The sequence below is a fragment of the Microbacterium sp. IEGM 1404 genome (assembly GCF_030056775.1).
GTDB lineage: Bacteria > Actinomycetota > Actinomycetes > Actinomycetales > Microbacteriaceae > Microbacterium.
The window spans coordinates 349,745-371,517 of record NZ_JASHKP010000001.1 but is presented as its reverse complement, the minus strand read 5'-3'; the positions used below and the strand labels follow the sequence as shown (position 1 = coordinate 371,517).

The following is a 21,773-nucleotide window of genomic DNA, read 5'->3' as shown; positions in this document are numbered from 1 at the left end:
GTGCTGGTCACGATGGAAGAGACTCCTGGTTTGTGGTGCGGCTCGGCTCGCGAGAAATGCGCGCCTTACGGATACGCCGGGCAGCAGCACTGACGCCGAGCGTGATCATTATAGCGGCGAGGGTCGCGCCCGCGAGCGGCAGCGTCCCGTAGAGCAGGCTGTCGCGGGTCGGCAGCAGCGGCGACGACGCGCGGGGCGCGGACTCCACCGGCGGGAGCGCCGGGATCTCCACCGGTGCGGACGTCGCTGCACCGGTGGGCGCGGGGGCGTTCGCCCGTCGGTAGAGCCGCACCCACTCGGCCAGGTCACCGAGCGGATTCGACGACACCGACGGCGCCGAGACCGACGACACGGCGGCCGCGGCGTCGACGAGTCCGTATCCGTAGAGCGGGTCCTGACCCGACCCCGCGCCGGGGGCGGACTTGGCGGTGCGGATCAGCCGATTCAGCACGTTGTCGGCATTCAGGTCCGGATGTGCGGCGCGGACCAGCGCCGCAATGCCGGAGACGATGGGCGCAGCGCCGCTCGTCCCGTTCCACTGCACCAGCGAGCCGTCGGCGGACACGCCGAGCAGACGCTCGCTCGGCGCGGAGAGACCGATGGTGATGCCCTGGGTGGAGGCGTCGTTGCTGGCCGTGCCCGACGGGTCGACGCCGCCGACGGCGAGGACCCCGGGGATGGTGGCCGGCGCACCGACGCGCGAGGTGCCGCTCCCCCGGTTGCCGGCGGCCACGACCACGACCACGTCGTGGTCGAACGCGTACTGGAACGCCTCGTCCCAGCTCGGGTCCCAGTCCAGGGTGTTCGTGGTCAGCGACATGTTGATGACGGTCGCCCCCTGGTCGACGGCCCAGTGCATCGCGTCGACGATCTGTTCGGTGAACGACTTGGAGGTGACGGAGCCGAAGCCGACCGAGATCGAGAGGAGCTCGGCATCCGGGGCGACTCCGATCATGCCCTTGCCGTCGCCCGTGCCCCGCGACGCGGCGAGCGAGGCCACCCAGCTGCCGTGGTTGGAATCGACCGCGCCGACCGGGGTGCGCCCGTCGGCGGCTCCGACTCCCGAGACGTCGGTGCCGCCGACGACGGCACCGGAGAATTCGACCGGGCCGCGGGCGATACCGGTGTCGATGATCGCGATCTTCTGCCCCGCGCCGCGGGTGGTCTTCCACGCCTCCGTGATGCCGTACTGATCGAGCCAGTACTCCGACGCGCGGACGGGGTCGACGGAATCCTGGGGAGTCGGGGTGGTCGCCGCGCCCGTCAGCACCACGACGCCCACGACGACGGATGCCACGGCCGCGACGACGCGTCTCATCCGCCCGCCCCGGGAGTCTCGCACTCGCAGCGCTCCGGCGACCAGGTGCCGCGGGACAGGGCCAGGTCGCCGATGGGGTTCACGCCGGGACCCGCCGCCAGGGCGTGCCCCGCCAGGGCATGGAGGCACTTCACGCGCGTGGGCATCCCCCCGGCCGAGATCCCCGCGATCTCCTCGGGCTCGCCGTACACCGCGCGGTCGCGCAGGTACGCCTCGTGCGCCGCCCCGTAGGCGGCGCGCAGCTCGTCGTCGGCGGCGAGCTCGTCGGAGAACTCCTTCATCACGTGACCCGCCTCGAGCACCGACATCGCCGCCGTGGCCGCGGGGTGCGTGAGGTAGTAGAACGTCGGGAAGGGGCTGCCGTCGTCGAGCCGCGGAGACGTGGCGACGACGGTCGGGTTGCCGCAGACGCACCGCGCCGCGATGCCGACGACTCCGCGCGGGACACGACCGAGCTGCGACTGCAGCACGTCGAGGTCGGCGTCGGATGCGGGGGGCAGGGGCGGGGTGCTCATCGTATCCAGGGTACCCGGCGGTGTCCGCGGCACCGATCGGGCGGTCCTCGCTCAGGGAGCCGGTGTCGACGCGGCGGGGTCGGGCACGCCGATGCCCGGAACCGCGACCTGCGCGGCGCCGGCCGAGGTCACCGACCGCACGAGCTGCGACATCCAGTCGGTCCGGGTCTGGCCGACCTCCTGCACGACGTCCTGCTGCTCCTGCGGGGCCGCCGATGCGGGCAGGTCGTCGTCGATCAGGTACACGACCTCGCCGGGCATCGTGTAGTACAGCCGTTCGCGCGCCTGAGTGGTGATGTACGCGGGATCCGACCATCGCTCGCGCTGCGACTGCAGGTCGGCGACCTCGCTCTCGCTGAGCGCGACGGCGCTGCGCAGGGCCTGGATCTGCTGGCGCTGGTCCATATACGTGCCCACCGTCGGGACGAGCACGAAGGTGCCGAGCACCACGAGACCCAGCATGATGACGACGAACCCCGAGATGCGCAGGCCGCCGAGCCACTCACGGACGTCGACGCGGCGCGCGGCCGGACGGGTCCGCGTCGGACCGGCGGGACGCGGGGTCGACTCCCGCGCGGCACGCGTACGCCGGCGCTTCGCCACGGCAGGTGCCGGCGCCTCGCTCCGTCCGCGGGGGGACGGGAGCGTCGGTCGATCCACGACGTCTCCTTCCTCGCACCCGCGGCGCTGCCCGCGACGGCCGGTATCCCACTCTACGTCGCGGGACACCGTCGCCCGGATGACGCGCCGGGCTCACGGCATCCCCTCGGCCGGGCCCCGCGAACGACGAAGGGGGGAGCCGATCGGCTCCCCCCTTCTGGCGCGGGTGCGTTCAGCCCTTGAAGCGGGGGAACGCCGAGCGGCCGGCGAAGACGGCGGCGTCGCCGAGGTCCTCCTCGATGCGCAGCAGCTGGTTGTACTTCGCGACGCGCTCGCTGCGCGCGGGCGCACCGGTCTTGATCTGGCCGGCGTTCACGGCGACGGCGAGGTCGGCGATCGTGGTGTCCTCGGTCTCACCCGAACGGTGCGACAGCATCGAGGTGTAGCCCGAGCGGGTCGCGAGGGCGATGGCATCCAGGGTCTCGGACAGCGTGCCGATCTGGTTGACCTTCACCAGGAGCGAGTTGGCGACACCGAGGTCGATGCCCTGCTTCAGGCGCTTGGGGTTGGTGACGAACAGGTCGTCGCCGACGAGCTGGACCTTCGAGCCGATGGCGTCGGTGAGCTTCTTCCAGCCGTCCCAGTCGTCCTCGGCGAGGGCGTCCTCGATGGTGACGATCGGGAAGTTCGCGACGAGGTCGGCGAAGTAGTCGACCAGGGTGTCGACGCTCCACTCCTTGCCCTCGACGGTGTAGACGCCGTCCTTGTAGAACTCGGTGGCGGCGACGTCGAGGCCGACGGCGATGTCCTGGCCGGGGGTGAAGCCGGCCTTCTCGATCGCGCGGATGAGGAAGTCGAGACCCTCGCGGTTGCTGGGCAGGTCGGGGGCGAAGCCGCCCTCGTCGCCGAGACCGGTGTTGTAGCCCGCGGACTTCAGCTCGCCCTTGAGGACGTGGTAGACCTCGGTGCCCCACCGGAGCGACTCGCCATAGGTCTCGGCGCCGATGGGCGCGAGGAAGAACTCCTGGAAGTCGATGCCGTTGTCGGCGTGCTCGCCACCGTTGATCACGTTGAACAGCGGCACGGGAAGCAGGTGCGCGTTCGGGCCGCCCAGGTAGCGGAACAGGGGCAGGTCGGCGCTGTCGGCGGCGGCCTTGGCGACGGCGAGCGAGACGCCGAGGATCGCGTTCGCGCCGGTGCGCGACTTGTTCTCGGTGCCGTCGGTCTCGATGAGGATCTCGTCGATGATGCGCTGCTCGCTGGCCTCGACGCCCTCGATCGCGGGGCCGAGCTCGTCGACGACCGCGGCGACGGCCTTCAGGACGCCCTTGCCGCTGTAGCGGCTCTTGTCGCCGTCGCGAAGCTCGTAGGCCTCGAACGCGCCGGTGGACGCGCCGGAGGGGACGGCCGCGCGCTGGACGATGCCGTCGTCGAGGAGCACCTCCACCTCGACGGTCGGGTTACCGCGCGAATCCAGGATCTCGCGCGCGTTGACAGCCTCGATAAGTGCCACGAAGGACTCCTCGTTGGTTCTGGGTGGAAGAGAGCGGAGCGTCGTCGGTCCGTGGTCGAGTCTAGTGATCGCGGTCGGAGCGTGTGGGGCGAGGATCGGGCCCGGATGCCACGGCGTCGGTCAGGAGGGCCAGGGCGAGCCCGTCCCACCCCTTGCAATCGAGCGTCTGCAGGGCGGTCGCGTCGAAACGGGGGTCCTCCCCCAGCATCACGACGCCCGCCCTCGCGCCCGCGACCTTCGTGTCGCCGGGGGGCGGGTCGGCGACGGCGCCGGCGCGGACGACGTTGTCGAGCACGACCACCGTCCCGGGGCGCCCGAGGCGCGCCGCCCAGTCGAGGTACCCGGGGTTCGATTCCTTGTCGGCGTCGATGAAGACGAGGTCGAACGGCTCCTCGCCGACGAGGGTCGGGAGCACGTCGAGACCCCGGCCGACCCGGATCTCGACCCGGTCGGCCACCCCGGCACGCGCCAGGTTGTCGTGGGCGAGGCGGGCGTTCCGCTCCTCCGCCTCGATCGTCACGACCCGACCGCCCTCGGGCAGGGCGCGGGCGAGCCAGATCGTCGAGTATCCGCCGAGCGTGCCGATCTCCAGCACGCGCCGCGCCCCGCTGATCCGCACGAGCAGGTGGAGCAGCTTCGCGCTGACCGGGGACACCTCGATCGCGGGGAGCCCCGCTTCCTGCTGCGCGGCGAGCGCGGCATCCAGGGCGGGATCGCGCCCGATCAGGGTGTCGGTGAGGAACGCGTCGACGTCGTCGTGTGTGGGCACTCCCCCAGCCTGACGAGGCGCGGCCCGCGGGTCAACGGGGTCGGTGGAGGTGGGCGCGGGTCATCTCGTCGTACTCCTCGTCGGTGAGGTCGTCGAAGGTCTTCGCCTCGGCCCGGTCGGTCCGCATCCACCGGATCATGAGGATCACGAGGATCGGGACGTCGGCGAACTCGGCGATGAACCAGATGAGGTCGCCGGCGAGATGCTGGTCGTGCAGCGTCGAGGGCCACCACGACACCGCCCGCGCGGCATCCGGGATCAGGTCGAGCACCGTGTCGTTGAGGCGCAGGAGCAGGCCCGGGACGGAATCGATGAGGAGCTCGACGAACGCGAGCAGGAACTCGATGGCGATGAAGGTCCCCGTGTGGACGGCGCCGAGCGCCATCATCGGCAGCACCATCGCCAGGCCCACCAGCGGCACGACGACGCCGAGCGACGCCTCGATGACCGGGTTCACGCGCAGGATACCGGCCACGGGCGTGAGGAACAGGCAGAACACGGCGGCGATGACGACGGTGGCGACCATCGCGTTGCCGGTGATCCGCACGATCCGGGTCGCGAGCCGTCGCTCGAGGCGCGCGCGGCCGCGATCGCCGGTCGCGCGGGAGTACAGCTCGAGCGGACGCCCCGCCGCGACACCCGCGGGGACCGCGAAGATCAGCAGCGCGATGCGGGTCGAGAACGCCCAGCGCAGCTCCGACGAGTACGTCCCGAGGAAGCCCAGTTCGATCACCGCGTACGGTGCGAGCCCGAGCCCGAAGAAGCCGATCGTGCGCAGCACCGGCCATGCTTCTCCGCGGCGCCGCACGCGGACCACCCCGACGATGTAGGCGATGGATGCCACGAGCAGCACGCCGAGCGGGACGGGCGCGGCGTGCCAAGTGGCGAAGAGGACATGCAGAGGAGGCGTGGCAGCACGGTAGGCCCGGCGGCTATGCGTTTGCCGGGACGCGGTGCTTCTCCAGCGCGGCGAGGACCGCCGGCAGCAGGGCGTCGGCGGTACGGCGGTATCCGAGCGCGCTCGGGTGGAAGCGGTCGACGCTGAACATCTCGTCGGGGCGCTCGGCGAACACCGGTCCGACCGCACGCGCGAGGGCGACGACACGTCCGCCCGCACGGTGCACCGCGGCGGCCTGCGCCGCGGCGAGCTGCCGCGACGACCGTGCGGCGAGCGCACGCAGGGGCTGCGGGATCGCGCGGAGCGTTCCCAGGTCGGGGCACGTCCCGACCACCACGGGGATGCCGCGATCCCGGAGGTCGCGCACGACCTGTTCGAGCTGCCCCGCGGCGCGGGACGCGGGGATCCGGTGCGTGACGTCGTTGCCGCCCACCACGATCACCGCGACGTCGGCGCGGTACGGCTCGGGGACGGCCGCCAGCTGCCGTGCGAGCGCCGAGGTCTCCGAGCCGACGACGGCGGCCGTCCGCAGCCGCACCGGACGCCCCTCGACGCGTGCGATCCCTTTCGCGAGCCGCGCGCCCAGGGTGTCGCGGCGGTGACCGGCTCCGAGGCCCGCCGCGATGGAATCGCCGAGGAGGAGCAGCTCCACCGGCGCGCCCGCGTGCTTCTTACGCCGCCACACCCGGTCGGCATCCAGCGCCTGCTCCCCGAGCGGCTTGCCGATACGGCGACGGGCGATCGCCGCCTGGCGGGCGATCAGGGTCCGCACCCCCACCGCGGCGGTACCGAGCACCGCGACCGACGATGCCACGGTGACGGTGATCGGCCGACGCCTGCGCATGCCGACATCCCACCTCGCCGCGGTGAACGGCGGGTGACGCGAAGACCCCGGCTCAGTCGGCGAGGTGCCGACGCCCGCGGGCCCGCAGCACCAGGGCGAGGACGAGCACCGCCGCCGCGAGCAGCACGTCGAGGGCGAGCCCCGCCAGCAGCTCGTCACGGCCGACGACACCCGTGAACGACACCACCCCGCCGATCACGATCACCCCGAACGACAGCGCCAGCTGCTGAGCGGTGCTGAACATGCCGCCCGAGAGGCCGGCGGCCCGGACGGGGACCTCGCGCACGACGAGCTGCGTGAGCGGCGAGAAGATCAGCGCCTGCCCGGCGCCGAGGAGCACCAGTGCGGGCTGCAGCCACAGACCGATGTCCGGCCCCCAGGCCAGCACGACGGTTCCGGTCATCGCGAGCAGGGCGACCAGCTGCACCCCGACGCCCCACGCCAGCGTCGCGTCGCCGAGCCGCGCCTGCACCCGGGCGACGGTGAGCGACACCACCGCGAACACCACCGCGAACGGCAGGAGCGCCAAACCCGCCTGGAGGGACGTCATCCCGCCGTGCTCCACGGCCCGCGGGAACACGTACAGCAGAGCCGAGTAGCCGGCGAAGAACAGCGCCGCCGACAGCAGACCGAGCTGCAACGGGCGCAGGCGCAGCACGCTCGGCGGCAGGAGCGGTACGCGTCCGCTCCGCTCCACGGCATCCTGGTGCCGCCACATCGCCACCAGCGCGACGGCGGAGACGACCAGGGCCCCGAGCACGGGCCACGACCAGTTCCACGCCGGCCCGAAGGTGAGGGCGACGGAGGCGGCGAGGATGCCGACACCGAGCGCGGCCGTGCCCACCAGGTCGATCGCGACGTGCTCGTGCGATCGGCTCCGCGGGGCGAGCGGCGCGAGGGCGATGGCGGCGGCGGCGACCAGCGCCACGACGACGAACACCGCCCGCCAGCCGTCGACGACGCCGAAGCTCGTCGCAGCGAGCGCACCGCCCGCGACCTGCCCGACCGCCGATCCGATCCCGCCGCTCGCGCCGAACGCGGCGATCGCCCGCGTGCGGGCCGCGCCGCGCGAGGTCGCCTGAATGGTCGCGAGCACCTGCGGGGTGCACAGTGCCGCCCCCAGCCCCTGGACGACGCGCGCGGCCACGAGGGTCTGCACCGACGGCGCCAGCGCGCACGCGACCGCCGAGACGAGGAACAGCCCCATGCCGACCGTGTAGAGACGGTGTCTACCGAAGCGGTCACCCAAGCGACCACCGAGGATCAGGAACACCGCGAACGGGATGCCGTACCCGGCGATGACGAGCTCGAGCGAGACGTCGTCCGCCCCGAACCGTTCGCGCAGCGTCGGCAGGATGACGGTGACCGCGTTGAACGCGAACGTGCCGACTCCGGGCCCGAGGAGGAACCCGATGTAGCGCCAGGTCGGGACCGCGGGCGCGGTGTCTCCCGGCACGGGGGTCGCGCCGGTGCCGGGTCGAGCGGAGGTCGTCATGATGCCAGCATGAGGGGTGCGGCATCCTGGTACCAGGAGCCTGCTCATCCTGGTACTGGAAGCACCTCTCTCCGGCCGTCTCCCCCCGGCGACCGCGCCTATGCTCACGACGGAAGGAGACGCCATGACCCGATCCGACGACGCCCGCGCGGAGTTCGCCGCCTTCCTGCGCAGCCGCCGCGCGCGGTTGCAGCCGTCCGACGTCGGCCTGCCCGACGGCACGCGCCGCCGCGTCGCCGGACTCCGGCGCGAAGAGGTGGCGCAGCTCGCCGGCGTGGGGCTGACCTGGTACACGTGGCTCGAGCAGGGGCGCCCGATCGCGGCATCCGCCCAGGTCGTCTCCGCCATCTCCCGTGCCCTCCGTCTCACCGACGACGAGCGCGACCACCTCTTCGCGCTCGCCGACCTGCCCCGCCCCGAGCGCGTGGCGCGGGCGTGCGTCGACACCCCGCACCTGGATCTGCTCGAGAAGCTGCTGCCCTACCCCGCGGCGCTGCAGACGTCGCGCTTCGAGATCCGCGCCTACAACCGCGCGTACCGCTACCTCTTCGACGACCTCGACGAGATGCCCGTCGAACGGCGCAACTGCGCGGTGCTGCTGTTCACCGACGACACGTGGCAGCGCGCGCACGTCGACCTCGACCACGCACAGCGGCGCATGGCGGCGCGCCTCCGGTCCGCCTACGGTCGCCACCACGACGAGCCGACGTGGCAGCGCTTCCTCACCGAGCTCGAACAGACCTCGCCCCGCTTCGCCGAGCTGTGGAGCCGGGGGGACGTCGGCGGCGAGCGCAACGCGGTCAAGCATCTCGTGAACGCCCGCGTCGGAGAGCTGCACCTCGAGATGTCGAGCCTGTGGGTCGACGAGAGCCTGGGCTCGCGCGTGGTGTGGTTCGCCCCGCGGGATGCCGCGACCGCGGCGCGTCTGGAGCGTCTCGCCGCCGAGCACCCCGACCAGGCGCTCATCAGCGCGGTCGCGTGACGCGCGACGCGCGGGTCAGTCGAGGGGCTTGATCTCCAGCGACTCGACCGTGGTGTCGGCCCGCACCGCAGCGAACGTCGTGTAGCCGTCGGCGCTGGAACGCTCGAGCAGTGCCTTGAGGTTCTTCGGCCGCTGCTCCAGACGCACCCGGGCACCCTCCGCCACCAGTGCGGCCTTGAGGCGCAGCAGGGTCGACAACGGGACGTCGCGGTCGTGGACGAGGACGAGGGATCGCTCGCCCGAGTCCGCGGCATCCTGGAGCAGATCCACGATCCGCTCGAAGCCGATCGAGAAGCCGACGGCCGGGACGTCCTGCCCGAGGAAGCGCCCGATCATGCCGTCGTAACGACCTCCGCCGCCGAGGGAGTAGTCGACGCTCGGGTGGGCGAGCTCGAAGATCGTGCCCGTGTAGTACCCCATGCCACGGACCAGGAACGGGTCGAACCGCAGCGGGGCCTCGACGCCGCGCGCGGCGGCGACGGTGTCGCCGAGGGCGACGAGGTGATCGACGATGTCGTCCGGGATGCCGTCGGGCAACGCCGACCGGATGCCCGCGTCGTCGAAGGTCGGGGTCCCCGCGGGCCGACCGAGGTAGGCCTCGAAGGCGTCGACGGCCGCGGCGGCGGCTCCGCGTTCCCGCAGTTCGGCGACGACGCCTGAGGGACCGACCTTGTCGAGCTTATCGATCGTGATGAGCACGCCCGGGCGCTCGTCGGCGGCGAACCCGAACACGTCCAGCATCGCGTCGAGGACCCGACGGTCGTTCACCCGGATCACGCCGCCCTCGAGCCCGAGCGCGTCGAGCACATCGAGGCTCGCGGTCATGAGCTCGGCCTCGGCGCGCGACGAGGCGTCGCCGATGATGTCGATGTCGCACTGCACGAACTGGCGGTAGCGTCCCTTCTGGGGCCGCTCGGCACGCCACACGGGCGCCATCTGGATCGCGCGGAACACCGTCGGCAGCTGCGCACGGTTGGTCGCGTAGAACCGGGCGAGGGGCACCGTCAGGTCGTAGCGCAGCCCGAGGTCGGCCAGCGCCGCCGGATCCTCGGCTGCGGCGCGGATCGCCTCGGCATCCATCCCCCGCTTCAGGATGCTGAACGAGAGCTTCTCGTTGTCGCCGCCCATGCCCGCGTGCAGACGCGAGTACTCCTCCATGACCGGCGTCTCGATCTCGTCGAAGCCGTGCGCGCGGTAGCGCTCGCGGATGACGGCGAGCACGCGCTCACGACGGGCCTTGTCAGCGGGGAGGAAGTCGCGCATGCCGCGCGGCGGGTTCACGGATGCCACGGTCCCATTGTTCCAGGCTCCCGCGCGGCGCCCGCGCGGTGCGGACGCGAGCCGGCGCCGAAAGCACACGATCCGCCCGAACGCACACGGTGCGGACGGCACGGATGTGTGCGTTCGACCCGAACGTATGGATTCGACGCGACTACTCCGCCGCCCGCACCTCGGCGGACAGGGCGCGGAGGCGGGACCGGAGGGCGCGGTCGGCGTCCCAGCCGTGTTCGCGGGCCAGCTGCACGAGGGCGAGGAGCGCGTCGCCGAGCTCGGACTCGTCAGCGGGGGCGAGCGGCGGGCGGCCGGCGACGACGCCGACCTGCGCGGCCTTGCCGAGCACCTTCTGCGCCAGAGCGAGCGAGGGCATGTGGGCCGAGACCCCGTCCAGCACGCTCGTGCGGTCGCGCTTCTCGGCCGCCTTCGCCGCGTTCCAGTGCACGAGCACCTCCTCGGGGGTGGATGCCACGGCGTCGCCGAACACGTGCGGGTGGCGGCGCACCATCTTCTCGGTCAGCCCGCGAGCCACGTCGTCGATGTCGAACGGATCCTCGGGGTCGCCGGCGGCGATCTCGGCGTGGAACAGCACCTGCCACAGCAGGTCGCCGAGTTCCTCCCGCAGGTCGGCGCGGGTGCCGGACTCCACGGCGTCGATGACCTCGGCGCTCTCCTCGACCAGGTAGGGCACGAGGTCGCGATGGTCGATCGTCTGCGTCCAGGCGCAGCGTTCGCGCACGGCACGCATCGTCTCGGCGGCCTCGCGCAGCGCGTCGTCGCTCACGGTCCCTCCTCCTGCGGCACCGGCGCGCCACTGCCCCGAGTATCCCCCGGTGCGGGGTCGCGCACGCCGACGCCGGGCACGATCCGGCGGATCCAGCGCGCCGACGACGTACCGGGCCCGGGGCGACACAACGAAGGAGATTCCGGATGCCGCCACCCGAGGCCACGCGAAATCCTGCGGCATCCGCCCCTCCCGCCCGGAGGATCTCCTGCGTCGTGCTCCCACGACGGGGCGAAATGTACCGTGTGACATGGCCGCAACGTGACGCAACTACTCTGGGGCGTGTGCGTGAACTGACCCCGACCGAGGCCATCGACCTCGTGGGCCGCTTCGAAGCCGGCCAAGAGCTTCCCGAACAGATGCGCGCCGACGTGCGCCTCCTCGGCTCCCTGCTGGGCCGGGTGCTCCGCGAGAGCGGCTCCCCCGGTCTGTACGACGACGTGGAGAAGCTGCGGACGGCGACGATCCAGGCGTACACCGACGAGACGCCCGAGGCGTTCGAGCGCGCGGCGGCCATCGCCGACGGTTTCTCGATCGCCCGCGCCGACGAGGTCGCCCGCGCGTTCACCGCGTACTTCCACCTCGTCAACCTCGTCGAGGAGCACCAGCGCGTCCGCGTCCTCCGCGAGCGCGGCGACCGCCCCTCGCGTGGCGGCACGCCCGACACGATCGCGGCCGCGTTCGAACGGCTCGCCGGCGAGGTCGGCGAGGAGACCGCCCTCTCCCGCCTCCAGTCGCTGCGGTTCCACCCCGTCTTCACCGCCCACCCGACCGAGGCCCGCCGTCGTGCGATCTCGACGAGCATCCGCCGCCTGTCCGAGCTGCTCGGCGAGCACGATGCGGCCGCCGAGAACGAGGGCGAGGTCCGCCGCACCGAGCGGCGCATGCTGGAAGAGATCGACACGCTGTGGCGCACCGCGCCGCTGCGTCGCGAGAAGCCCTCGCCGGTCGACGAGGTGCGCTCGGTGATGGCGGTGTTCGACGAGACGCTCTACACGGCGGTTCCGCGCGTCTACCGCCGGATCGACGACATCCTCCAGGGCGAGGACGCCGGGGCGAAGGCCCCCATCGTCAAGCCGTTCGTTCGCGTCGGCTCATGGGTCGGCGGCGACCGCGACGGCAACCCGTTCGTCACGGCATCCGTCACCCGCAAGGCCGCCGCGATCGCGAGCGAGCACGTCCTGCTGGGCCTCGAGCGCACGGCCCAGCGGGTCGGACGCGGCCTGACGCTGGATGCCGAGACCACCCCGCCCAGCGACGCCCTGCTCGCGCTCTGGAACCGGCTGCGCGCCGCCGACGAGGACGCCGCGGCCGAGATCGCCGAGCGCTCCCCCGCCGAGCCGCACCGACGGATCCTGCTGCTGCTCGCCCGCAAGATCGCCGCGACGCGCACGCGCAACGCCGACCTCGCCTACCGCGACCCCGAGCACCTCCTCGCCGACCTCCGCACCGTGCAGGACTCGCTGGTCTCCGCCGGCGCGGCCCGCCAGGCGTACGGCTCGCTGCAGCGCCTGATCTGGCAGGTCGAGACGTACGGCTTCCACCTCACCGAGCTCGAGGTGCGCCAGCACTCCGCCGTGCACCGCAAGGTGCTCGCCGAGCTGCGCTCGGGCGGGGCGCGCAGCGAGCTGACCGACGAGGTGCTCGACGTGTTCCGCTCCGTCGCCTACGTGCAGGAGCGCTTCGGGCCGCGTGCGGCCGGCCGCTACATCGTGTCGTTCACGCAATCCGCGGAAGACCTCGCGAACGTCCACGAGCTCGCGTCCTACGCCATGGGTCCGGGCGAGGCGCTCCCGGTGCTCGACGTCATCCCGCTGTTCGAGACTTTCGCCGATCTGCAGGCGGCCCCCGGCATCCTGGCCGAGATCGTGGAGCACCCCGCGTTCGTCCGTCGCCTGGATGCCACCGGCCGCCGCCTCGAGGTCATGCTCGGCTACTCCGACTCGTCGAAGGACGTCGGACCGGTCGCCGCGAACCTCGCCCTGTACGAGGCGCAGGCGAAGATCTCCACGTGGGCCGAGGCCGAGGGCATCGAGCTGACGCTCTTCCACGGCCGCGGCGGCGCGCTCGGTCGCGGCGGCGGCCCCGCCAACTCCGCGATCCTCGCGCAGCCCCCGCACTCTGTCGACGGCCGCTTCAAGCTCACCGAGCAGGGCGAGGTCATCTTCGCCCGCTACGGCGACCCCGACATCGCGATGCGGCACATCGACCAGGTCGCGGCGGCCGTGCTCACGGCATCCTCGCCCTCGATCGAACGCCGCAACCGCGGAGCGGCCGAGGCGTTCGCCGAGGTGGCGGCGACGATGGACGTCGCCTCGCGCGAGCGGTTCTTCGCGCTGGTGAAGGCACCCGGCTTCGCGCCGTGGTTCGCGACCGTGACGCCCATGGAGGAGCTCGGTCACCTCGCACTCGGTTCGCGGCCCGCCCGCCGCGGGCTGTCGGTCGAGTCGCTCGAAGACCTCCGCGCCATCCCGTGGGTGTTCTCGTGGACGCAGGCGCGCATCAACCTCGCCGGATGGTTCGGCCTCGGCACCGCCCTCGACGCCGTCGGCGACGAGCAGCGCCTCCGCGACGCGTACGAGCAGTGGCCGCTGTTCCGCACGATGATCGACAACGTCGCGATGAGCCTCGCCAAGGCCGACGAACGCATCGCCCGCCGCTACCTGGCCCTCGGCGACCGGGACGACCTCGCCCAGCTCGTCATGGACGAGATGCTCCTCACCCGCACGTGGGTCGAGCGCATCACCGGCGGCGAACTGCTCGGCAACAAGCCGGTGCTGCAGCGTGCGGTGAAGATGCGCAGCCCGTACGTCGACGCGCTGTCGCTCCTGCAGCTGCGCGCCCTGCGCGCGCTGCGCGACACCCACGCGGAAGACCCGACCCCGGATGCCGAGCACCAGCGCCTGCTGCTGCTGTCGGTGAGCGGTGTCGCCGCGGGTCTGCAGAACACGGGCTGATCCGGTCCCACTTGCAAGCGCCGGCGTCCTCCGGGACGTCGGCGCTTCCGCGTCTCCGGGGCCCGCTCAGTCGAGGGGCCGGTCGTGCGCGTGCCGGGCGAGGCTGCGGCCGTAGCGTTCGGTCAGCTGCACCATGAGGTCGGGCGTCTCGCGGTCGAGGCCGAAGACGTATCCGGGGAAGTCGAGCTCCTTCTGCGCGGCCCAGATCTCGTCGTGCCGGTCGGGCGAGAGCAGCTGCACGGGGTCGCCGACGGCCACCCAACCGATCGGGACGACGGTCTCGGCGGGCAGGACGGTGCGCAGGTGCACGATCGCGTTGATGCGCACTTCGCTGCGGTCGCCGATCTCGGCTCCGTTGAAGACGCGGGTGCCCGTGGCCAGGAACACCTCTTCGCCGATGTCGGCTCCCGCGACGCTCGCCATCGGGCCGATGAGCGTGTGCGCGCCCACGTGCACCGCGTGGGTGGAACTCGCCCGCAGCAGCGCGTTCTCCATCACGATGGTGTTCTCCCCCAGCACGATCCGGCTGCCTTCGGCCGTGAGGACCGCGCCGTGGAGGACCTGGCATCCGGGGCCGATCGTCACATCACCGCTGATGACCGCGGTGGGGGCGACGACGGCGTCGGGGTGGATGCGGGGCTCGGCCCCGAGGTGAGCGAAGCGCATGGCGGCGTCCTTCCCGTCGGTGCCCGTCAGCGTAGTCCCGCGGGCCGGGGCGAGGACACGCTCACTCGCGGTCGTAGGCGAAGACGGCGTCGAGACCGACCCCGAACTCGCCGGCGATCTGGAACGCCAGCTCCAGGCTCGGCGAATACCGCCCCTGCTCGATCGCGATGACCGTCTGTCGTGTGACGCCCAGTCGACGGGCGAGTTCGGCCTGGGTGGTCCCCGCGCGTTCGCGATGCTCGCGAATGGTGTTCGTGACGCGCGTGGGCTTGGCCATCACGGCATCCCCCGGTAGTACAGGCCGAGCCGCGCGAGGCTCCCGATGATCGCGGACAGGGCGAAGCCGGCGTACACGGCATTCGCGATCCAGAACAGGGGCGCCTGGACGGCGCACAGCACCAGCGCCGCCAATCCCCCGAACACGAGGAAGGCCTGGCCGACGCGGTCGCCCTGCGTGGCGATCTCGCGATCACGCACGTCGGAGCGGTGGTCGGTATCGGGATCGCGGCGTGACTGCACGATCCCCCACACGATGCTCACGGCGATCGCGACGATGATGCTGGCGACGATGGTCGAGACCATCGGCCACACCCAGTCGATGCGGTCGACGGGGGTGTCCCGGGCGATCACGAACATCCACACCGTGTAGACGATCACCCCGGGGACACTGGCGACCAGCCCCGCCCAGGTGTTGCGCTCCTCGAACGACATCGGGGCCTCCATGTAAAGAAAACTTGACATAGCGACCGTAGAACGGGCACGATCCGGTGTCAACAATCTTTGACACTCAGGAGTCATCATGGACATGAACGCGGCCGTCGTCGACACCTACGGATCGCCCGAGGTCGTCCGCATCCAGCGCCGCCCCCGCCCGCGCGCCGCCCGGGGCGACGTCGTCGTCGACGTCTCAGCGGCATCGGTCAACAGCGGCGACGCCCGGATCCGCGGCGCGCGCTTCCCGCGGGGCTTCGGCGTCCCCGCCCGGATCGCGCTGGGCGTGCGGCGGCCCCGTCGACCGGTGCTCGGCGTGGCCCTGTCGGGACGCGTGGTCGAGACGGGCCCGAGGACGACCGATCTGCGACCTGGCGATCGCGTGTGCGGAATGACCGACATGCGCATGGGCGCGCACGCCGAGTACGTCAGCGTCCCCGAGGGGCGCCTGGTGCGGATCCCCGACGGGGTGAGCGACGACCACGCCGCCGCCGTGCTGTTCGGAGGAACCACCGCCCTGTGGTTCCTCCGGGACCGCGCGCGGGTGCGTCCCGGCGAGCACGTCCTCGTGATCGGCGGTGCGGGTGCCGTCGGCACCCACGCCGTGCAGCTGGCCCGGTCTCTCGGGGCAGAGGTCACGGCCACGGCGAGCGCCGGGAACCTGACGCTGCTCTCGCGCCTCGGGGCCCATCACGCGGTGGACCGCACGGCGGTTCCGCTGTCCGACCTCCCGGGTCCGTACGACGTCGTCTTCGACACCGTCGGCGCCCTCCACCCGGCCACCGCCGCACCCCTGCTCACGGCCGAGGGGCGGGCGATCCTCGCGGCGGCAACCCTCGCCGAAACCCTCGTGCGGAGGTCGCGTGTGATCACCGGAACCGCCGGCGCGGGCCGGGAACTCGTGAGCGACCTGCTCGACCGGGTCGCCGCGGGCACCCTCACGCCCGTGATCGAGACGACGCTCCCCCTGGACCGGATCACTGAGGCGCACGCCCGCGTGGACTCCGGACACAAGGTGGGCAGCATCCTGGTGCGCCCGTGAGCGGGTGGCCGCCCGATCAGGCGGAAGCGCCCTCCGATTCCTTCGCGGCCGGCAGCGGCCAGAGCGCGTCGAGGAGCTGGCGGACCCAGGCGATGAGGTTCGCGTCGTCGGCGTCCTGCGGGAGCGGGACGACCATGGCATCCCCGTTCGCGACCAGTTTCGCCTTGGGGTAGAGACGCTGGAGACGCACGCGCATCGAGTCGGGCAGGTGTGCCGGGGCGATCCGCAGGTTCGACCCCATCGCCACGACGTCGGCGAGCCCCGCCTGTGCGGCGCGCCGCCGCAGACGCGCGACGGCGATGAGTCCCTCGACCTCTGTCGGCGGCTCGCCGTAGCGGTCGCGAAGTTCCTCGACCACGAGGTCGATCGCGTCGTCCTTGGCGGTGGCGGATGCCGCGGCCGACAGCTTCTGGTAGGCCTCGAGGCGCAGGCGCTCGCTGTCGATGTAGGTCTCGGGCAGGCGCGCATCGACGGGGAGTTCGAGGCGCAGCTCGGTGGGTCCGTCGGTGTCCTCGCCGCGGAAGGTGGCGACGGCTTCTCCGATCATGCGGAGGTACAGGTCGAAGCCGACGCCCGCGATGTGACCGGCCTGCTCGGCGCCCAGGAGGTTTCCGGCGCCGCGCAGCTCCAGGTCTTTCAGCGCGACCTGCATGCCGCTGCCGAGGTCGTTGTTGACCGCGATCGTCTCGAGGCGGTCGGCGGCGGTCTCGGACAGCGGCTTCATCTCGTCGTACAGGAAGTACGCGTAGGCGCGGTCGCGCCCGCGACCCACGCGACCGCGGAGCTGGTGCAGCTGCGACAGGCCGTACTTGTCGGCGCGGTCGATGATGATCGTGTTCGCGTTCGAGATGTCGAGGCCGGTCTCGATGATGGTGGTCGACACGAGCACATCGGCGCGGCGCTCCCAGAAGTCGTCGACGACCTGTTCGAGCGCGTGCTCCCCCATCTGGCCGTGGGCGACCACGATGCGCGCCTCGGGCACGAGCTCGGCGAGGTGCGCGGCGACCCGCTGGATCGAGGAGACGCGGTTGTGCACGTAGAACACCTGTCCCTCGCGCAGCAGCTCGCGGCGGATCGCCGCGGCGATCTGCTTGTCGTTGCGCGGACCCACGTACGACAGGATCGGATGCCGGTCCTCGGGCGGCGTGGCGAGCGTCGACATCTCGCGGATGCCGGTGACCGCCATCTCGAGCGTGCGCGGGATGGGTGTGGCGCTCATCGCGAGGATGTCGACGTTGGTCTTGAGCTTCTTGAGCGAGTCCTTGTGCTCGACGCCGAAGCGCTGCTCCTCGTCGATGATCATGAGGCCGAGGTCTTTGAAGATCACCTTCTCGGTGAGGATGCGGTGCGTCCCGATGACCATGTCGACGGTTCCGTCGGTCAGGCCCGCGAGCGTCGCCTTCGCCTCCTTCTCGCTCTGGAAGCGCGAGAGCGGACGGACCGTCACGGGGAACCCGGCGAAGCGCTCGGCGAAGGTCTCGAGGTGCTGCTTCACCAGGAGGGTGGTGGGGACGAGCATCGCGACCTGCTTGCCGTCCTGGATGGCCTTGAACGCGGCGCGCACCGCCACCTCGGTCTTGCCGAAGCCGACGTCGCCCGAGAGCAGGCGATCCATGGGGATGGGCTTTTCCATGTCGGCCTTGATCTCGTCGATCGTCTGCAGCTGGTCCTGCGTCTCGGCGAACGGGAACGCCTCTTCGAGCTCGCGTTGCCACGGTGTGTCGGGACCGAAGGCGTAGCCCTTGGATGCCATCCGCGCCGAGTACAGCTTGACCAGCTCGACCGCGATGTCGCGGACGGCCTTGCGCGCGCGACCCTTCGCCGCCGCCCAGTCGCTGCCGCCCATCTTCGACAGCACGGGCGCCTCGCCGCCGACGTACTTCGAGAGCAGATCGAGCTGGTCGGTGGGGACGAAGAGCTTGTCGCCGGGGTAGCCGCGCTTCGCGGGCGCGTACTCCAGGACGAGGTACTCCTTCGTGGTCTTCACGGCGTTGCGACCGCCGCTGGAGACCTCTCGCTGGGTGAGCTCGAGGAACTTGCCGATGCCGTGGGTGGCGTGCACGACCACGTCGCCCGGCTTGAGCTGCAGCGGATCGACGACGTTGCGCCGACGCGACGCGAGCTTCTTGGCCCCGCGGTTGTCGCCGCCGACCGACCGCCCGTAGAACTCGGTCTCGGTGATGACCGCGAACTTGATCTCCGTCAGCTCGAACCCGCGCTCCAGCGGCGCGCACACGACGTGTGCGACGCCCGGCTCGGGCGGGGTGTGCACGTCGTCGACCTTGCGGGCGGCGATCCCCCGCTCGGCCAGGACGTCACGCGCACGGTCGACGAGCCCCGGACCGGATGCCGTGACCACGACGGTCCAGCCTTCTGCGAGGAGTGCCCCGACGTGGGCCGTCGCCCCGTCGACGTTGCCCTGGAACGACGGAACGGGGTCGGCCTTCACCCGCTGGGCCGAGTCGTCGGCGACGACGAGGCCCTCGGCCTCGGCATCCACCGCCCCCGAGTCGAACGCGCTCAGCCGCCACCACACGCCGCCGCGACCGCTCGCGATCTCGTGCAGATCGTCGAGCGTCACGAAATCACCGGCACCCAGGTCGACCGGGGTGTCGGCCCCCGCCGTCGCGGCCGACCACGCGGCCTCGAGGAACTCGCGGTTGGTGTCGCCCAGCGTCGTGGCGCGCGCGAGGGACCGCTCGGGGTCGACGAGCGCGACGGCGCTTCCGCCCGGGAGATAGTCCGCGATCGTGACGAGGTCGTCGACGAGCACGGGGATGAGGGACTCCATGCCCTCGGCCGGAATGCCCTCGGCCATCTTCTCGAGAAGCTGGCGGAGCCCCGGGTAGCCGTCCCGCAGCTCGGCGGCGCGCTCGCGCACCTCCGCGGTGAGCAGCAGCTCGCGGCTCGGGACGAGCGAGACCTCGGACACCTCGCCGGGCAGCGAACGCTGGTCGGCGACGGAGAACGCGCGGATCTGGTCGACCTCGTCCCCGAAGAACTCGACACGGTAGGGGTGGTCGGCGACCGGCGGGAACACGTCCAGGATGCCGCCGCGCACGGCGAACTCGCCGCGACGCGAGACCATGTCGACCCGGTGATACGCCAGCTCCACCAATCGGATGGTGACCGCCTCGAGCTCCCGCCCGCGCCCTCCCACGCGCAGGTGCACCGGCTCGACGTCGCCGAGACCGGGCGCCAGCGGCTGCAGCGCGCTGCGGACCGAGGCGGTGACCACGAGCGGAACCGATCCGTCCCAGGCCGCGACGCGGCGCAGCACGTCCAGGCGACGACCGACCGTCTCGGGGCTCGGGCTGAGGCGCTCGTGCGGCAGCGTCTCCCACGCCGGGAAATGCAGCACCTGCGCACCGGGGAGCACGGCCTCGAGGGCGGGCCCGAGCGACTCCGCGCGGCGTCCGGTCGGCGCGATCACGAGGACCGCGCCCGGCGCACCCGCGCTTCGTCGATGCTCGAGAAGACCGGCGATGACGGGCGCATCGAGCCCGTCGACGAGGGAGAGAGACAGATCGGAGGATGCCGCGGCAGCGGCCTCCCGGTACGACTCAGCCTGCTCGAGGGCGCGCACGATCCCGGGAACTGTCACTCGACACATCCTACGCGGGGGCACCGACATGCGGCTCGTGTCGCGGCTCCCGGGGAGCAACCCGCGGGAGCGACGGAGGCGGGGTCGTACAGTGGGCTCATGACCTCGCCTGGCGTGCCCGGATTCGCCTCCCCGCACCCCGCCCCGCCGGTCGGGACGCTTCTCGCGCCTCCCCCGCCCACGCCGAGGCGACGACCGCTGGGCGCGACCGCCCTGGTCCTGTCGATCCTCGCCGGGGTCGTGGCATCCGGCATCGCGGGCTTCGCTTCCTTCCGGGTCGCCCAGGGCGCGGGGGCCGAGTTCGTCGCCCGCGGCGGCCAGTCCGTGGACTGGCGGCTGCTCTCGCCCGTGCGCGACTTCGTGCTCGTGGCCGAGGTCGCCTTCTGGTCCGGAACGGCGCTCGGTATCGCGGCGCTCGTCATGGGGATCGTGGCGACCGCCCGGAACCTGGGCCGCGGTCCCGGCATCGCCGCGATCGTCGTCTCCGCCCTCGGACCGTTCGTGTTCGCCGCTCTCGTGCTCATCGCCCTCGCCGCGGGAGCGGGCGGGCTCGCCGGCACCGTCGTCTGACGCGCCTTAGCGGGTCGGGCCTGGGCTCGTCCACCCCGAACAGCGCATCCCCGGCCGGTCCATAGCCTTGTCCGGACGAGGGTGCCGCATGCCCTCGACGATCACAGGAGGACACAGTGACCAGCACACCGCCGCCCCCCGAGCCGCACAACCCCCCGCCGGCCACCCGTGCCGAAGCCGCGCAGAACGGATACGCCGCTCCGCCCGCCGCGTACGCCGCGCCGGCATCCCCCACCCGCTCCCAGGGATCGAACCGCCTCGGCTCATCGCGTTCGTCGCATCTCTGCTGGCCGTGGTCATCGGGTCGATCCTCGCCTTCTTCGGCGGTATCCAGAGCGGGAGCCTGGCGCAGTTCGCCGGTGCCATCGACAGCAACGGCAACGTCGAGAGCGGGGCGCTGCCCGCGTCCGCGAACCAGATCGCCCTGGCCGCCGGGGCGCTCTCCGTCGCGGCGTTCCTGGTGTGGGGTGCGTTCGCCCTGTGGGGCCTGATCCAGGGCATCATCGCCGGAGTGAAGAACCGGGGACGCGGCTGGGGCATCGCCGCGATCGTGCTGTCCGTCGTCGGAGGCGGAATCGTGTTCGTGTTCTTCGTCGTCGGAGCCGGGATCGGCGCGGCGCCGTACGCGTCCTGACCGCAGCGGGTTCCGTCGCGTCGGCGCGGGATCCCCGCACTTCGAGAAAGAGCCTCGGCCGGACGGCCGGGGCTCTTTCGTCGTCCCGGCGGGCGGTCTCCGCGCGTCGGGACCGGCATCGCGTCAGGGCACCCCTCCTCCACAGGCGGCGATCCGAAGGACTTGTCCACAGATTTGCGCTCCTGCTGAGCGAGCGCTCCCCGCCGCCTCCTAGCCTCGCGGGAGCCGGACGGTCCGGCCGGACCACCCGAGGAAACCCCATGCCCGAGCTCCCCCGCGCGGATCCCCCCGCCCGCCCCGCACCCCGGCCCGCGTCCGCCCACACCGCCGCGCTCGTGCCGCCGCACGACCCCGACGCCACGGGCGCCGTCCCGCACACGAGACCGTCGAGACTCGTCCCCTTCCTGGCGTTCGGAACGATCAGCCTGATGCTGTTCGCCGTCGCCGGGATCCTGCGCCGCGATCCTGACCCCCTTCTGGTCGCGGTGGGCGACTACAGCTGCCTCGGGGCGTGCCTGAGCGGCGTCGCCGCCGCGATCTTCGGATGCGTCACGCTGACCCGCGCAGCGGGAAGGCGCCGACGATGACGCCGCGCC

The 21,773-nt window shown here is 72.1% G+C and carries 20 protein-coding genes; 6 read left to right on the top strand and 14 right to left on the bottom strand.

The window, feature by feature from the left end; genetic code table 11:
* Positions 1 to 7: 7 nt before the first annotated feature.
* From QM517_RS01815 to QM517_RS01780, 8 genes are all read right to left on the bottom strand, one after another.
* Positions 8 to 1,318 (bottom strand): S8 family serine peptidase, encoded by a 1,311-nt coding sequence (locus QM517_RS01815; protein WP_283284743.1) that lies wholly within the window; start codon positions 1,316 to 1,318, stop codon positions 8 to 10.
* Positions 1,315 to 1,833, bottom strand: a complete 519-nt coding sequence (locus QM517_RS01810; RefSeq protein ID WP_283284740.1) for a DUF501 domain-containing protein — start codon at positions 1,831 to 1,833, stop codon at positions 1,315 to 1,317. The genes QM517_RS01815 and QM517_RS01810 overlap by 4 nt, the downstream gene beginning before the upstream one ends.
* A gap of 51 nt (positions 1,834 to 1,884) precedes the next feature.
* On the bottom strand, positions 1,885 to 2,493 hold the full coding sequence (locus QM517_RS01805; protein ID WP_283284739.1) for an FtsB family cell division protein: 609 nt from the start codon (positions 2,491 to 2,493) through the stop codon (positions 1,885 to 1,887).
* Positions 2,494 to 2,665: 172 nt separating this feature from the next.
* The gene (eno, locus tag QM517_RS01800) at positions 2,666 to 3,946 is read right to left on the bottom strand and encodes a phosphopyruvate hydratase (protein ID WP_077051855.1); all 1,281 of its coding nucleotides are present in this window, start codon (positions 3,944 to 3,946) and stop codon (positions 2,666 to 2,668) included.
* 61 nt (positions 3,947 to 4,007) lie between these two features.
* Positions 4,008 to 4,715 carry an O-methyltransferase gene (locus tag QM517_RS01795; RefSeq protein ID WP_283284736.1) on the bottom strand — a complete coding sequence of 236 codons (708 nt, stop codon included), beginning with the start codon at positions 4,713 to 4,715 and terminating at the stop codon, positions 4,008 to 4,010.
* Between the two features lie 31 nt (positions 4,716 to 4,746).
* On the bottom strand, positions 4,747 to 5,559 hold the full coding sequence (locus QM517_RS01790) for a cytochrome c oxidase assembly protein (RefSeq protein ID WP_283284734.1): 813 nt from the start codon (positions 5,557 to 5,559) through the stop codon (positions 4,747 to 4,749).
* 88 nt (positions 5,560 to 5,647) lie between these two features.
* Positions 5,648 to 6,457 (bottom strand): SGNH/GDSL hydrolase family protein, encoded by an 810-nt coding sequence (locus QM517_RS01785; protein WP_283284732.1) that lies wholly within the window; start codon positions 6,455 to 6,457, stop codon positions 5,648 to 5,650.
* Between the two features lie 52 nt (positions 6,458 to 6,509).
* Positions 6,510 to 7,952 (bottom strand): MFS transporter, encoded by a 1,443-nt coding sequence (locus QM517_RS01780; RefSeq protein WP_283284730.1) that lies wholly within the window; start codon positions 7,950 to 7,952, stop codon positions 6,510 to 6,512.
* 124 nt (positions 7,953 to 8,076) lie between these two features.
* On the opposite strand from QM517_RS01780, the gene QM517_RS01775 reads away from it, so the two are divergent.
* Positions 8,077 to 8,934: a helix-turn-helix transcriptional regulator gene (locus QM517_RS01775; protein ID WP_283284728.1), complete on the top strand. Its 858-nt coding sequence runs from the start codon at positions 8,077 to 8,079 to the stop codon at positions 8,932 to 8,934.
* A gap of 15 nt (positions 8,935 to 8,949) precedes the next feature.
* Here the strand turns inward: QM517_RS01775 and hisS are convergent, their stop codons facing one another.
* Together hisS and QM517_RS01765 are read right to left on the bottom strand one after the other, a co-directional pair.
* The gene (gene hisS / locus QM517_RS01770; protein ID WP_303655353.1) at positions 8,950 to 10,197 is read right to left on the bottom strand and encodes a histidine--tRNA ligase; all 1,248 of its coding nucleotides are present in this window, start codon (positions 10,195 to 10,197) and stop codon (positions 8,950 to 8,952) included.
* A 169-nt stretch (positions 10,198 to 10,366) separates the two neighbouring features.
* Positions 10,367 to 10,957 (bottom strand): MazG family protein, encoded by a 591-nt coding sequence (locus QM517_RS01765; protein ID WP_303655352.1) that lies wholly within the window; start codon positions 10,955 to 10,957, stop codon positions 10,367 to 10,369.
* Between the two features lie 320 nt (positions 10,958 to 11,277).
* On the opposite strand from QM517_RS01765, the gene QM517_RS01760 reads away from it, so the two are divergent.
* On the top strand, positions 11,278 to 13,950 hold the full coding sequence (locus QM517_RS01760) for a phosphoenolpyruvate carboxylase (protein ID WP_283284722.1): 2,673 nt from the start codon (positions 11,278 to 11,280) through the stop codon (positions 13,948 to 13,950).
* Positions 13,951 to 14,016: 66 nt separating this feature from the next.
* On the opposite strand, the gene QM517_RS01755 is transcribed toward QM517_RS01760, so the two are convergent.
* The 3 genes from QM517_RS01755 to QM517_RS01745 form a co-directional block, all read right to left on the bottom strand.
* Entirely contained in the window at positions 14,017 to 14,616 is a 600-nt protein-coding gene (locus tag QM517_RS01755) for a gamma carbonic anhydrase family protein (protein WP_283284721.1), read from the bottom strand.
* Between the two features lie 61 nt (positions 14,617 to 14,677).
* Positions 14,678 to 14,893 carry a helix-turn-helix transcriptional regulator gene (locus QM517_RS01750; protein WP_077051863.1) on the bottom strand — a complete coding sequence of 72 codons (216 nt, stop codon included), beginning with the start codon at positions 14,891 to 14,893 and terminating at the stop codon, positions 14,678 to 14,680.
* The gene (locus tag QM517_RS01745) at positions 14,893 to 15,357 is read right to left on the bottom strand and encodes a hypothetical protein (protein WP_283284719.1); all 465 of its coding nucleotides are present in this window, start codon (positions 15,355 to 15,357) and stop codon (positions 14,893 to 14,895) included. The genes QM517_RS01750 and QM517_RS01745 overlap by 1 nt, the downstream gene beginning before the upstream one ends.
* 58 nt (positions 15,358 to 15,415) lie before the next feature.
* Between QM517_RS01745 and QM517_RS01740 the strand changes: the two genes are divergently transcribed.
* On the top strand, positions 15,416 to 16,369 hold the full coding sequence (locus QM517_RS01740) for an NAD(P)-dependent alcohol dehydrogenase (RefSeq protein WP_283284717.1): 954 nt from the start codon (positions 15,416 to 15,418) through the stop codon (positions 16,367 to 16,369).
* Positions 16,370 to 16,385: 16 nt separating this feature from the next.
* Here the strand turns inward: QM517_RS01740 and mfd are convergent, their stop codons facing one another.
* The gene (mfd, locus tag QM517_RS01735) at positions 16,386 to 19,973 is read right to left on the bottom strand and encodes a transcription-repair coupling factor (RefSeq protein WP_283284716.1); all 3,588 of its coding nucleotides are present in this window, start codon (positions 19,971 to 19,973) and stop codon (positions 16,386 to 16,388) included.
* A 99-nt stretch (positions 19,974 to 20,072) separates the two neighbouring features.
* Between mfd and QM517_RS01730 the strand changes: the two genes are divergently transcribed.
* The 3 genes from QM517_RS01730 to QM517_RS01720 all read left to right on the top strand — a co-directional run bounded on the left by QM517_RS01730 (position 20,073) and on the right by QM517_RS01720 (position 21,764).
* A complete protein-coding gene (locus QM517_RS01730) occupies positions 20,073 to 20,543 on the top strand; it encodes a hypothetical protein (RefSeq protein ID WP_283284714.1) in 471 nt (156 codons plus the stop codon).
* Between the two features lie 292 nt (positions 20,544 to 20,835).
* Positions 20,836 to 21,177, top strand: coding sequence for a hypothetical protein (locus QM517_RS01725; RefSeq protein WP_283284713.1), 342 nt, complete (start codon positions 20,836 to 20,838; stop codon positions 21,175 to 21,177).
* 260 nt (positions 21,178 to 21,437) lie between these two features.
* Positions 21,438 to 21,764 carry a hypothetical protein gene (locus tag QM517_RS01720; protein ID WP_283284711.1) on the top strand — a complete coding sequence of 109 codons (327 nt, stop codon included), beginning with the start codon at positions 21,438 to 21,440 and terminating at the stop codon, positions 21,762 to 21,764.
* Positions 21,765 to 21,773 lie beyond the last annotated feature (9 nt).